A 13169-nucleotide genomic window follows, 5' to 3' on the forward strand; every position below is an offset into this window, starting at 1 on the left:
TTTGATCTTTGCTGTACCAACGAAAAATAGATACGTAAACGCGACACGGAAACGTCGCGTATCGGATAGTTCGCCCTCTAACAGTGCGTTTGCAGGCCAAATTCGTTAGGCTAGCAGCCATTTTTGCGTCTGCCGCCCACAAGGCATGCAACGCGCTTTAAGGGTCAGTCCCATACGGATCGACAGCATTTCCCTAATTACACAGGGCAATCCCCCTCTAAATTCCGATTCAGTAGTGTGGTATTACCTTAATGAAAGTTTTGAAAGGTCAGGACATCCTGGCACTTGGCTTTATGACATTTGCCCTGTTCGTTGGGGCTGGCAACATCATTTTCCCGCCGATCGTTGGTTTGCAGGCCGGACCTCACGTCTGGATGGCCGCGCTGGGCTTCCTGATCACCGCGGTCGGTCTGCCGGTGATCACCGTCGTTGCGCTGGCCAAGGTCGGTGGGGCGATGGATGCGCTGAGCAGCCCGATCGGCAAGATCGCTGGCGGCATTCTGGCGGCTGCGTGCTACCTGGCGGTCGGCCCGTTGTTCGCCACCCCGCGTACCGCGACCGTATCCTTCGAAGTAGGTTTGGCGCCGCTGACCGGCGAAAGCCCGCTGGCGCTGTTCCTCTACAGCTCGGTGTACTTCCTGCTGGTGTTCTTCATCTCGCTCTACCCTGGGCGTTTGCTGGACACCGTGGGCCGCTTCCTCGCGCCATTGAAGATCATCGCGCTGGCGGTCCTGGGTATCGCTGCATTCGCTTTGCCGGCGGGTGACATCGGCCATGGCACGCCAGAATACGTGGCGGCACCGTTCTCCCAAGGCTTTATCAATGGTTACCTGACCATGGATACCCTGGGCGCACTGGTGTTCGGCATCGTCATCGTTAACGCGATCCGCTCCCGTGGCGTCGAGTCGCCGGCGCTGATCACCCGTTACGCGATCATCGCTGGCCTGATTGCCGGTGTCGGTCTGGCGCTGGTCTATGTCAGCCTGTTCCGCCTCGGTTCGGGCAGCCACGAAGTAGCAGCGGGCGCGACCAATGGCGCGGCGGTATTGCACGCGTATGTGCAACACACCTTCGGTTCGCTGGGCAGCGGTTTCCTCGCGGTGCTGATCTCGCTGGCGTGTCTGGTGACGGCGGTCGGTCTGACTTGTGCGTGTGCCGAATACTTCAGCCGTGTGCTGCCACTGTCCTATAAGACCCTGGTGATCATTCTGGCGGCATTCTCGCTGCTGGTGTCCAACCTGGGCCTGACCAAGCTGATTGCGTTCTCGATTCCTGTGCTGACCGCAATCTATCCGCCGTGCATCGTTTTGGTCGCGCTGAGCTTCTGCAAAGACTTCTGGCATGAGCACGGCCGTATCCTCGGTCCGGTGATGCTGGTGTCGTTCATCTTCGGCACCATCGACGCGCTGAAAGGCGCCGGTCTGGCCGGCTGGATGCCATCGCAGTTGTCCCACCTGCCGCTGAGCGAGCAGGGTCTGGCCTGGTTGGTGCCGTGTGTGATGACGCTGGTGGTTGCAGTGGTTTGCGATCGCATGCTGGGCAAGCGCAGCGAAGCGGTTGCCTGACGTTGCCTGACCCGCCATAAGCGGGTCTTCAACGCTTAAACAGAAATGCCCCGTATCAATCGATACGGGGCATTTTTTTATGAACGCTGATAATCCTCAGCCTAGATAACGTACGACCAGAGCCCCTAAATTGATGTTGTCGCTGTCGCGGCTCAGGAGTATTCGCTTGTCGGGCTGCACTGCCACCGAAATCCACTGCATACCAGGCCCCAAGTACTGAGTAACGTATCCCTTGCCTTCACCAAAGGATGTGTCTAGTTCTCCCGTTGCCAGATAGCGGCAGGCGAGCATTTGCTCTCTTGTTCTTTGCCCCGTGCCTCCCACCACGACCAGACCATCCTTAGGCTCCCCACTCAGATCGAACCAACTGCAACCGTCGGTTAATCCAAGATCAGTGACGATAGGCGTACCCTGATTGAATGCAATATTTGGTTTACCGTTCGGGTTGTACGCGGCCATCATTCCCTTACGCCCTTTACCCCAATCGTCGTTAGGAGCGGTGTCGACTTCGCCAGCGACGAAGAAACTACCGTCAGCACGTAGCATCAGGCTTCGTACGCTGGTCGGGTAATCCGATGGGAGGTAGACAGTTCCAGTGCCATCATCGCCGAAGTCTTCATCGGGCGTTCCATTTACATTCAGACGCACGATCACTCCTTTTCGAGAGGCCGCTGTCGCGCCTGCGACTGTGATGACTCCATTCTCAGCAACCGAAATCGAAGAGATGCTCGGTGCAAGATCTAACCAGCCTTTTCCGTTAAAAGTGGTATCAAAAACTCCTTCCTGATCAAGTCTGAACAGTCGGTTGCTTTGACCCACGAGAATTTTTTCATCAGCGGTCAGTACTACCCGGGTTCTGGATCGCGAGGTGATGGATGCCTTAGGTTTTGGCAATTGCGATTCGGACTGTGGCAGGAAAGGGATGTAAACCGTCCCATCGGCACCGAACTCGCGATCTCTTTCACCATCTGCGAAAAATCTGGCAAGCGCAAACCGGTTCCCTTGGCCCTGATCATATTGAGACCCGAAAAGCAGCGCCTTCCCGTCTTTATAAAGACAGGCGCCAGTTCCGCTCGCTTGTCCCGAACCTGTAAACGTACCTACGATCAAACCGTTTTTGTTGAAGCCAGTATCGTTAGTGCCGTCCGCCAGTAACTGCGCCAAATGAAAACTGGCCTTGCCGTCTACAAAGGTCTGTCCCACGAGAAGAATTTTTCCATCAGGGCGTAAGCCTGCGATGCTCAACGCCTGGCTTCCCGGAGCAAAAGAGTCGGCATACCCTTGGTTACCAAATGTTGCGTCAATGGGCAGTGCAGCGTTCGAAGGTGTCATGATCGAGTCCTTGTCTGGATAAGCGTGCCTGTCAGTATTCTCTGGTCAGAAACAACCTTATGCCCGCCTCACCCTCGGTGCTACTGTCAGAGTTGACAGGTATCAGCCTTCGCAAATTAATAGCTACGGTCTATTTTTGAATAAATTCGACGCTCGATGAGCGTGTCTTTTTGCGAGCCAATACGTCGAAAAAAAGCGTTACCCCCATCATTCCTCATGCTCAGGAAAACGAATGTCGTTCATCCAAGCCAATCTGATTCACCTGCTCGCCGCTATCTGGTTTGTCATCTGTTGGGGCGGTTATACCCGTTATGCCTCCTGGAAGGGCCGCGACACAGCGTGCCTGGCCAGTGTGCTGCACCTGTACCGCGAAGACTGGATGCGCCGCATGCTCCTGCGTGACAACCGCATTGCCGACGCCAGCGTGATCGGCAACCTTGAGCGCAACGCTTCGTTCTTCGCCTCGAGCACGCTGATTATCCTCGCCGGTATTCTCACCGTGCTTGGCGCGTCCGAGCGGGCAGTGTCGTTGCTGGCAGACATTCCGATGGTGCAACAGGCGTCACAGGGCATGTCGGAAATCAAGTTGCTGTGTCTGGCGATGGTGTTCGTCTACGCGTTCTTCACCTTCAGTTGGTGTATGCGGCAGTACAACTTCGCGGCTGTGTTGGTGGGATCGGCGCCGATGATCGGGGAACGACATGTTTCCGAACAGGAGCGCAAGGCCTTCGCTGCGCGGGCGGCGCGAGTGATTTCGATGGCGGCCAACCAGTTCAACTTCGGGCTGCGCTCTTACTACTTCGGCATGACCATGCTGGCCTGGTTTGTCAGCCCGTGGCTGTTCATGCTGATGAGCGCCGGGGTGGTATTGGTCTTGTACCGCCGCGAGTTTCATTCCGACGTTCTCGATGTCATGGTCTATACCCCTACAGAAGCTCCCATTCCCGAGACAAACAAAGAGGTCGCTTGATGAGTATTCCGTTCTGGTGTGTGTTTATCACTGCGCTGTTGATTTATATCGCGCGCATGCCGGTGGGCAAGGCGATGAAAGAGCAGGGCGGTTACAACAACCACTTGCCGCGCCAACAACAAGCGCAACTGACCGGCTACGGCGCGAGGGCGCTGGCGGCGCATCAGAATACGATTGAAGCGTTCATGTTGTTTTCGGTCGGCGTGTTGATGGCGCACACCACTCAGACGGCAGGATGGCTGATCGATACATTGGCGATCGTTTTTGTTATCGCGCGGATCCTCTATTTGTGGCTCTATCTGGCCGACCAACCCAAACTGCGCAGCCTGGTTTGGGTAGTTGGCGTACTGTGCTCGCTGTTACTGATGATTAGTCCGACTTTTAGAACTGTCTTGCTCTAAGGCGAGCCCGGCGCTAAATGACAGGCAAAAGAAAACCCGCACTTGGCGGGTTTTCTTTTTTCTGCAGCAAAAAGCGAATTATTGCTTCTTGGCAGCTTCTTCTTGTGCAGCAGCGTTCGATTCAGCCTGAGCTTTGGCAGCTTCGGCGTTTTCTTTCGCAGCGTCGTTCACTTTATCCTGAGCTTTGTTCATGTCTTGCTGAGCTTGTTCAGCATGTTGGTTGGCATCTTGAGCTTTGTCCTCGGATTTTTTATCGCAGGCAGCGAGACCGAGGGAAGCGGTCAACATCAAGGCAATAGCAAAAGTCTTACGCATGGGGTGTTTCTCCTTATGGAAAATAACTACTGGCCTTAAGAACTCGGCGCTACAGGTTAAGTTCCTCATTTCTTTCAGATATATAAGTTTGTTTTTACACGGAACTTTTGCTGTATTGCCTACTACTGGCAAAAGGCTCTAACGAGAGTAATTATCAAATGGCCGCAAACCCCGTTTTTGAGCGCGCGACGCGGTTTCTCTCCGCGCTGCGACACTGTCAGGTACTCGGATTGCGCGTGCACAGCGCGTCCAGCGAAGGGCTTACGGTGATCCTGCCGTACAGCGCGAAAATCGTAGGTAACCCACAGACCGGCGTGATCCACGGCGGCGCAATTACCTCATTGATGGACACCGCCTGCGGAATGTCCACCCTTTGCGTTTTGCCGGAATTCGAGGTCTGCCCGACGCTCGACCTGCGCATCGACTACATGCATGCCGCCGAACCCGATAAAGATGTGTATGGCTTCGCTCAATGCTACCGGGTGACCACCGATGTGATCTTCGCCCGCGGTTTCGCTTATCAGGATGACCCTGAGCGGCCGATCGCCCATGTGGTCGGGACGTTCATGCGCATGGGCAAGGGCCTCAAAGGCACCAAAGGCTTTGGCGGCGTAATCAAGGGAGAAGGGCAATGAGCGATGACCTCAAACAGCAATTGCTCAAAGCTCACACGCAGGGCGACTACGCGCCGCTATTGCAGTTGATTCCCTACGCTGGGCTGATCGGCATCGAGTGCTCACGCGTCGGCGATGAATTGCTGTTCAAGCTGCCGTCGAACAAGGACAACATTGGTAACCCTTTATTGCCGGCGATTCACGGCGGGGTGATTGCCGGATTCATGGAGCTGGCTGCTGCCCTGCATCTGTTGATTTTCACCGGCGCGCCTGGCGTGCCGAAGATCATCGACTTCTCCCTCGATTACCTGCGCGCCGGGCAGTTTCGCGACACTTGGGCCAAATGTCAGGTCTGTCGCCAAGGCCGGCGCGTCGCCAACGTCGCGATCACCGCCTGGCAAAGTACCGAAAGCGAACCGATTGCCACCGCTCGTGCGCACTTCAAAATCGATGAGCCCTTGAAATCCTGAACAGCGCCCCAAACTCACAAGACAACCCGCCGCCGACCATTTCGGGTCGCGGCCACTGCCATCTGATTGGAGTTTGATGACCATGAGTGTGGAAACTCAAAAGGAAACCCTGGGCTTCCAGACCGAGGTAAAGCAGCTGCTGCACCTCATGATCCATTCGCTGTATTCCAACAAGGAAATTTTCCTTCGCGAATTGATCTCGAACGCCTCTGACGCTGTCGACAAGCTGCGCTTCGAAGCCCTGGCCAAGCCAGAGTTGCTCGAAGGTGGCGCTGATCTGAAAATCCGTGTGAGCTTCGACAAGGACGCCAAGACCGTCACCCTCGAAGACAACGGTATCGGCATGAACCGTGACGATGTGATCACCCACCTGGGGACCATCGCCAAATCCGGCACTGCCGATTTCATGAAGAACCTCTCGGGCGATCAGAAGAAAGATTCGCACCTGATCGGCCAGTTCGGTGTGGGCTTCTACTCCGCCTTCATCGTTGCCGACCAGGTTGACGTATACAGCCGTCGCGCCGGTACCCCGGCCAGCGAAGGCGTGCACTGGTCGTCGAAAGGCGAGGGCGAGTTCGAAGTCGCCACCATCGACAAACCAGAGCGCGGCACCCGTATCGTTCTGCACCTGAAGGCTGCAGAAGACGAGTTCGCCGATGGCTGGCGTCTGCGCAACATCATCAAGAAGTATTCCGACCACATCGCTTTGCCGATCGAGCTGCCGAAAGAAGCTGCGGCTGCCGAAGGTGAAGAGGCTCCGGCCGTTGAGTGGGAAACCGTCAACCGCGCCAGCGCCCTGTGGACCCGTCCGCGCACTGAAGTGAAGGACGAGGAATACCAGGAGTTCTACAAGCACATCGCTCACGACTTTGAAAACCCGCTGGCCTGGAGCCACAACAAAGTCGAAGGCAAGCTCGAATACAGCTCGCTGCTGTACGTGCCGGCCCGCGCACCGTTCGACCTGTACCAGCGTGAAGCGCCGAAAGGCCTGAAACTGTACGTGCAACGCGTGTTCGTCATGGATCAGGCCGAGTCGTTCCTGCCGCTGTACCTGCGCTTCATCAAAGGCGTGGTCGATTCCAACGACCTGTCGCTGAACGTGTCGCGTGAAATCCTGCAGAAAGACCCGATCATCGATTCGATGAAGACTGCGCTGACCAAGCGCGTGCTCGACATGTTGGAAAAACTGGCGAAGAACGAGCCTGAGCAATACAAGGGCTTCTGGAAGAACTTCGGTCAGGTCATGAAAGAAGGCCCGGCCGAAGACTTCGCCAACAAAGAGAAAATTGCCGGTCTGCTGCGTTTCGCATCGACCCAAGGCGACGACGGCGAGCAGATCGTCGGTCTGGCCGACTACCTGGCCCGCGCCAAGGAAGGTCAGGACAAAATCTACTACCTCACCGGCGAAACCTACGCGCAGGTTAAAAACAGCCCGCACCTGGAAGTCTTCCGCAAGAAAGGCATCGAAGTGCTGCTGCTGACCGACCGTATCGACGAGTGGCTGATGAGCTACCTCAGCGAATTCGACGGCAAGACTTTCGTCGACGTGGCACGTGGTGATCTTGATCTGGGCAACCTGGACTCGGAAGAGGACAAGAAAGCCGCAGAAGAAGTCGCCAAGTCGAAAGAAGGTCTGGTTGAGCGTCTGAAAACCGCGCTGGGCGATTCCGTGGCGGAAGTCCGCGTATCGCATCGTCTGACCGATTCGCCGGCCATTCTGGCCATCGGCGAACAGGATCTGGGTCTGCAAATGCGTCAGATCCTCGAAGCCAGCGGTCAGAAGGTGCCGGATTCGAAGCCGATCTTCGAATTCAACCCGAGCCACCCGCTGATCGAGAAACTCGATGGCGAGCAGAGCGAAGAGCGTTTTGGCGACCTGTCGCACATCCTCTTCGATCAGGCAGCGCTGGCTGCCGGCGACAGCTTGAAAGACCCGGCCGCTTATGTGCGCCGTCTGAACAAGCTGCTGGTTGAACTGTCGGTTTAACCAAGTCGCAGAAAAACCCGCTTCGGCGGGTTTTTTCATTCTGGTGTTTAACCAATCAGGAGTCAGAAATGAGCCAAGTCACTGTACGTTCCGTGGTCTATCAGATTGACGGCCAGCCTTATGAAGGTCGTCTGGCGTTCGATGCCGAGCACAAAGGCGCGCTTCCGGGTTTGTTGATGGCGCCGAACTGGATGGGTGTCAGCGCCGGTGCCGAAGAGATCGCCAAATCGGTGGCGGCCAAGGGCTACGTGGTGTTGATTGCGGATGTCTACGGTCAGGCGGTGCGTCCGCAAAACGCTGATCAGGCTGGCGCGGCGATGATGCCGTTGAAGAATGATCGCGCGCTGCTGCGCACGCGTATGCAGGCGGCGTTCGAGCAGTTGCAGAAGCAGGGCGAAGCGGCGGTGGATACCTCGAAGCTGGCGGTGTTTGGTTTCTGCTTCGGCGGTTGCTGTGCGCTGGATCTGGCGCGCACTGGCGCGGCGGTGAAGGCTGTTGTGTCGTTCCACGGGACGCTGGATTCGCCGAACCCGGCCGATGCGCAGAACATCAAAGGTTCGGTGTTGGTTCTGCACGGTGCTTCTGACCCGTTGGTGCCGAAAGAGCAATTGCCGGCGTTTGAAGACGAAATGAACGCGGCAAAGGTCGATTGGCAACTGCTGAGCTACGGCGGTGCGGTGCACTCGTTCACTGACCCGCATGCGAATGTGCCGGGCAAGATGATGTACGACGCGAAGACCGCCAAGCGCGCGTTCAAGTCGATGCATGATTTGCTGGATGAAGTGTTCAAGGGCTAAAAGCCTGAAAAGCAAAAGCCCCTCACCCTAACCCTCTCCCGGAGGGAGAGGGGACTGAATGGGGGATGCTTGGGAGTGACGCCGACCTGAAAATGCTTATGTGAATCCGAAATCGTCTGCTGTGTTTAGCTGAACCCATAATCGACGCTATATTTCAGGTCGATGGATGACTGAAGACACCTCGGTCGGCCCCCTCTCCCTGTGGGCGGTCCGACGTTTCGGGAGCGCTCGGGTGAGGGTGCTTTTCAGCGCGGTAACTCGATCCGCTCAACTTCCCCCGGCACCGTCGGCCAGTCCCCGGCCGCCCATTTACGCCGTGCCTCATCAATCGCCGCCGGATCGCTCGCAACAAAATTCCAGTTGATCCGCCGTGGCCCGTCCAATGGCGCGCCACCAAACACCACGGCGTGCAAATCACTATCGGCGAACAAACTCATCTCCTCACCCGCCGGCAACACCACCAGCGCATGCGGCTCAATCGCCTCGCCATCCAACTGCGCATCCCCACTCAGCACATAAACCGCCCGCTCTTCATGCTCGGTCGGAATCAGCAGGGTGGTCGCCGTTTGCATCTTCACTTCCGCATACAACGTAGGAGAAAGCACCGGCACCGGCGATTCCAGGCAAAAGCCTGACCCGGCAATCATCCGAATCTGTACGCCGAGGTTATCGCTGACCGGTAAGGTTGCCGCCGGGTGATGGCTGTAATGCCCCGGGCCTTGCTCGTGATCTTTGGGCGAAGCCAACCAGATCTGCAAGCCGTGCATGGTGAAGCTCTGGTCCCACAACGGCTCAGGGGTGCGTTCAACGTGCGCAATCGCGCTGCCGGCGGTCATCCAGCTGACATCGCCAGCGCCAACAACCTGATCCGAGCCGAGGCTGTCCTTGTGCTGAATCTGCCCTTCAAACAAATACGTGAGCGTCGACAGACCGATGTGCGGGTGCTGTCGGATGTTCATGCCTTTGCCCGTCGGATAAACCGTCTCGAGCATGTGATCAAAAAACACGAAAGGCCCGACGCTGCGGCATTTGGCTGACGGCAGTGGGCGCAGAATCGGCTGGCCTTCGACGTCTTCGGCGCGCGGGCGGATGATCAGAGGTTGCGTGTCCATGGTGCATTCCAGGCTGAGCGGGTGATGCCAGAAGCATAACCCGCCGCTGGCATGAGGAGGATTACTGGCTATCGAAGCCTTGCGGGGCGTGGGTTTCGATGCTGACGTCGGTGGTGGTCATCAGCTTGTGAATCGGGCAGCGGTCGGCGACGCGCAGCAGTTCCTCACGCTGGGCGTCGGTGAGCACGCCTTTGAGGGTGAGGGTGACGTGCAGGACGTATTTGCCTTTCTGCTCTTCACTGTTGTCGCGTTTGACGTCGACCCCGACGCCGGTCAGCGGAATGTCTTTCTTCTTCGCGTACATCTTCAGGGTCAGCGCTTTGCAGGCGCCGAGGGCCGCATCGAAATAGTCGTGCGGCTCAGGTGCCGAGCCTTCGCCGCCGGCGGATTTCGGCACATCGGCAAACAGTTCGTGGTCATCAATCTGTACGGTATGGCGAAAACCTTCAGCGGAGACGGTATTGACGGTAACGGTCATGGGAACCTCACTGGCAGTAGGAAAAGTCGCTTCGATCAAAAAAGACCTTGCAGTTATAGAGCATTCCCACCGGTACGCGTTCCACTTTCCTGCGGGATGAACCCTTGTTGTCGGGGCGCGGTCTAGGCTATGCCTACTTTCTGGAGATTACTTGTGTCCCTGTATCGTTTGAGTCTTGCCTGCTTGTTGGTGTTTGCCGGCAACGTCAGTGCCCGCGAATACACCTACAGCGATGCGCACCTGCATTACGTGGACTTTTTCCAGGAAAGCGCAGGCATGGCGAAATTGCTGACGGCCATGCAGGACAATTCCATCGAGCATGTGATGATTTCCGGCATTCCGGTCGCGAAGAAGTGGCATGAGGACGAACCCAAGCGCCCGCGCTATTACGCCGGTGATGACGCCGATGCTTACTGGTATAGCGCGACCGACGTGATTGTCGCCGACGCCGTGCAAAAACTGAGCGCAGAACAACGGCCGTACTTTCATCCGTTTCTTTCCGGATTCAACCCGAACGACAAGAACTCCGCCGCGCACATCCAGCGCATGCTCGATCTGTATCCGGGGCTGTGGCAGGGCATCGGCGAGGTGTTCACCCGCCATGATGACCTGACAGCGCTGACCTCTGGCGATACGCCGCGCGCCAACAACGAAGCGATGACCAAGATCTATCACCTGGCAGCCGAGAACGATCTACCGGTCATGCTGCATTCCAACATCACTTCCAAGCGTGAGAAGAATCCGCTCTACCTGAAGGAAATCGAAGAGCCGCTGCGCAATCACCCGCATACGCGATTCATCTGGGCGCACGCCGGCACCAGCGCTGAAATCCATCGGCATCAGACGCAACTGAAGTTCTTGCTGCCCACGCTGACGCGCATGCTTGAGGCGTATCCCAACCTGTTTATCGACCTGTCCTGGAGCATGCTCACGCCGTATCTGCTGGACGAACAGGGCAAGCCGCGCCCGGAATGGCTGGCGCTGGTCGAGAAGTATCCGGAGCGCTTTATGCTCGGCTCGGACGTGGTCGGGCGATTCAACAAGCTCGGTGAGGAAATGCACAGCTTCAAGCCGTTCCTTGATGCGTTGCCCGAGGACGTTGCGAAAAAAGTCGCGCGGGATAACTTCCTGGCGATCTTGCCGCGAACGGAGCTCAAGTCCGAGAAAACCACGCTGAATCGTTAATGACGACAGTTCGAAGGATCAAGGCCTTTTGATATCGCCTTTTCGTCTTACGCAAATTTTCACCGGGCCGATACCTTCTAAAGCAACCAGCTGCAGGGTCGATGCAGCGCTTTTGGAAGGAACCAGAGCAATGAGTATCCGTAGTCTCAATATTGCCCCGCGCGCCGGCCTCGGTTTTGGCTTGTTGGCGTTGATGGTATTTGCCCTTGGGGCGTTCGCTTTATTGCAAATGTCGAACATGCGCGCGCAGTCCGACGAGGTTGATAACAACTGGCTGCCGAGTGTCATGGCAGTCGGTGAGATGAGTCAGGACATGCTGCGCCTGCGCGCGCTGACCATGCGCCTGTTGCTCAATCGCGATCCGCAGGCGCTCGAACAGAACGTTGCCAAACTCAATGAATTACGCGGTGTGCTCAGTGAGGCCCAGCAACGTTATGACGTGCTGATCGTACTGCCCGAGGAGCGCAAGCTGTTCGATCGCTTCAAGGTTGCCGAGCACCAGTACCTGGAGTTTCAGGCGCAGGTCATGCAGTTGTCCGCGCAGAATCGGGTTGAGGAAGCCGCGACCATTCTCAACGCTCAGATGGGTCCCCTGGCCGATGAAATCGCAGTGCTTTTACGCGAACTGGTTGAGCTGAATAAACACAATGCCAATCTCGCCACTGAAGCAGCGCGGCTGGTGTTTACCAATTCGCGAGTGTGGGTCGGGGTGATGATTGGCGTTACCGCGTTGATCACCATTGGCCTGGCCCTGTTGCTGACGCGCAGCATCGTGTTGCCGCTGGCGCAATCGTTGGGTGTTGCCGAGGTGGTGGCCGGTGGTGATCTGACCGGCGATATCAATATCAGCGGCAAGGACGAACCGGCGCGACTGCTGCACGCCCTCAAGAGCATGCAACACAACCTGCGCGACACGATTCGGCAAATCTCCGAGTCCTCCAGCCAGTTGGCCTCGGCGTCGGAGGAGCTGAGTTGCGTCACGGAGGACGCTACGCGCGGCTTGCACCAGCAGAGTCTGGAAATCGAGCAAGCGGCTACAGCGGTCAATCAGATGACGGCTGCGGTGGAGGAGGTGGCGAGCAATGCGGTGGCCACGTCCGAGGCCTCTCGTGAATCCGATCGTATTGCCCAGCATGGCCGTGAGCAAGTGCAGCAGACCGTTGCGTCGATTGAGTTCCTCGCCCAAGACGTCACCAATAATGCGTCGCAGGTAGAGGATCTGGCGCAGAAGGTTCATGGCATCAGTAAAGTGCTGGACGTGATCCGTTCGATTGCCGAGCAGACCAATCTGCTCGCTTTGAATGCTGCGATCGAGGCGGCGCGGGCCGGTGATGCCGGGCGCGGGTTCGCGGTGGTAGCCGATGAGGTACGGGCCCTGGCGCATCGCACGCAGCAGTCGACGCAAGAGATCGAGCAGATGATTGGCGGGATTCAGCAGGGCACCGATTCGGCGGTGAGTTCGATGCAGCAGAGTAATGTGCGCGCGCGTTCGACGCTGGAGTTGGCCAAGGCTGCGGGGACTGCACTTGAAGAGATCGCCTCGGCGTTCACGCTGATCAACGAGCGCAATCTGGTGATCGCCAGTGCTTCGGAGGAGCAAGCGGCGGTGGCGCGGGAAGTGGATCGCAATCTGATGAATATTCGTGATCTGGCGATGCAGACCTCGGCGGGTGCCAATCAGACGAGTGCGGCGAGCCAGGAGCTGTCGCGGTTGGCGGTGGATTTGAACAGCATGGTCGCTAAGTTCTCGGTTTGAGTTTCGCCTTCAAAAGCCCCTCACCCTAGCCCTCTCCCAAGGGGAGAGGGGACTGACCGTGGGGAATTAAAGAGCTACGCCGACCTGACCATTCTTTGGTGAATCCATAATCGACTCGGTCGTTCAGGTCGATGTAGCTGGTGAGACATCTCGGTCGGCTCCCTCTCCTTCGGGAGAGGGCTGGGGT

The 13169-nt window shown here is 57.2% G+C and carries 13 protein-coding genes; 9 read left to right on the forward strand and 4 right to left on the reverse strand.

Going from position 1 to position 13169, the window contains the following annotated elements:
* Positions 1–251: 251 nt before the first annotated feature.
* The gene (gene brnQ / locus M5G26_RS27925; protein ID WP_007919876.1) at positions 252–1565 is read left to right on the forward strand and encodes a branched-chain amino acid transport system II carrier protein; all 1314 of its coding nucleotides are present in this window, start codon (positions 252–254) and stop codon (positions 1563–1565) included.
* Between the two features lie 96 nt (positions 1566–1661).
* Here the strand turns inward: brnQ and M5G26_RS27930 are convergent, their stop codons facing one another.
* Positions 1662–2897: a hypothetical protein gene (locus M5G26_RS27930; RefSeq protein WP_273917038.1), complete on the reverse strand. Its 1236-nt coding sequence runs from the start codon at positions 2895–2897 to the stop codon at positions 1662–1664.
* A 232-nt stretch (positions 2898–3129) separates the two neighbouring features.
* Between M5G26_RS27930 and M5G26_RS27935 the strand changes: the two genes are divergently transcribed.
* Entirely contained in the window at positions 3130–3867 is a 738-nt protein-coding gene (locus tag M5G26_RS27935) for a DUF599 domain-containing protein (RefSeq protein WP_007919871.1), read from the forward strand.
* Positions 3867–4268, forward strand: a complete 402-nt coding sequence (locus tag M5G26_RS27940; protein ID WP_134175174.1) for an MAPEG family protein — start codon at positions 3867–3869, stop codon at positions 4266–4268. The genes M5G26_RS27935 and M5G26_RS27940 overlap by 1 nt, the downstream gene beginning before the upstream one ends.
* A gap of 78 nt (positions 4269–4346) precedes the next feature.
* Here M5G26_RS27940 and M5G26_RS27945 read toward each other — a convergent pair whose 3' ends face one another.
* Positions 4347–4583, reverse strand: coding sequence for a hypothetical protein (locus tag M5G26_RS27945; protein WP_007919867.1), 237 nt, complete (start codon positions 4581–4583; stop codon positions 4347–4349).
* Between the two features lie 158 nt (positions 4584–4741).
* On the opposite strand from M5G26_RS27945, the gene M5G26_RS27950 reads away from it, so the two are divergent.
* The 4 genes from M5G26_RS27950 to M5G26_RS27965 all read left to right on the forward strand — a co-directional run bounded on the left by M5G26_RS27950 (position 4742) and on the right by M5G26_RS27965 (position 8451).
* On the forward strand, positions 4742–5218 hold the full coding sequence (locus tag M5G26_RS27950) for a PaaI family thioesterase (RefSeq protein ID WP_134175172.1): 477 nt from the start codon (positions 4742–4744) through the stop codon (positions 5216–5218).
* Entirely contained in the window at positions 5215–5667 is a 453-nt protein-coding gene (locus M5G26_RS27955) for a PaaI family thioesterase (protein ID WP_273917039.1), read from the forward strand. Before M5G26_RS27950 ends, M5G26_RS27955 begins: the two co-directional genes overlap by 4 nt.
* Before the next feature lie 82 nt (positions 5668–5749).
* Positions 5750–7654, forward strand: coding sequence for a molecular chaperone HtpG (htpG, locus tag M5G26_RS27960; protein WP_038364056.1), 1905 nt, complete (start codon positions 5750–5752; stop codon positions 7652–7654).
* A 68-nt stretch (positions 7655–7722) separates the two neighbouring features.
* Complete coding sequence (locus M5G26_RS27965; RefSeq protein ID WP_273917040.1) at positions 7723–8451, forward strand: dienelactone hydrolase family protein; 729 nt, start codon at positions 7723–7725, stop codon at positions 8449–8451.
* A 245-nt stretch (positions 8452–8696) separates the two neighbouring features.
* Here M5G26_RS27965 and M5G26_RS27970 read toward each other — a convergent pair whose 3' ends face one another.
* Together M5G26_RS27970 and M5G26_RS27975 are read right to left on the reverse strand one after the other, a co-directional pair.
* Positions 8697–9563, reverse strand: a complete 867-nt coding sequence (locus M5G26_RS27970; protein ID WP_273917041.1) for a pirin family protein — start codon at positions 9561–9563, stop codon at positions 8697–8699.
* A gap of 61 nt (positions 9564–9624) precedes the next feature.
* A complete protein-coding gene (locus tag M5G26_RS27975) occupies positions 9625–10041 on the reverse strand; it encodes an OsmC family protein (protein ID WP_007919858.1) in 417 nt (138 codons plus the stop codon).
* Between the two features lie 129 nt (positions 10042–10170).
* On the opposite strand from M5G26_RS27975, the gene M5G26_RS27980 reads away from it, so the two are divergent.
* Together M5G26_RS27980 and M5G26_RS27985 are read left to right on the forward strand one after the other, a co-directional pair.
* Positions 10171–11226, forward strand: coding sequence for an amidohydrolase family protein (locus M5G26_RS27980; RefSeq protein ID WP_443218400.1), 1056 nt, complete (start codon positions 10171–10173; stop codon positions 11224–11226).
* Positions 11227–11356: 130 nt separating this feature from the next.
* Positions 11357–12982, forward strand: coding sequence for a methyl-accepting chemotaxis protein (locus M5G26_RS27985; protein ID WP_134175161.1), 1626 nt, complete (start codon positions 11357–11359; stop codon positions 12980–12982).
* Positions 12983–13169 lie beyond the last annotated feature (187 nt).

This window comes from Pseudomonas sp. TNT2022 ID642, from assembly GCF_028656995.1.
In the GTDB taxonomy this organism is placed as follows: domain Bacteria; phylum Pseudomonadota; class Gammaproteobacteria; order Pseudomonadales; family Pseudomonadaceae; genus Aquipseudomonas.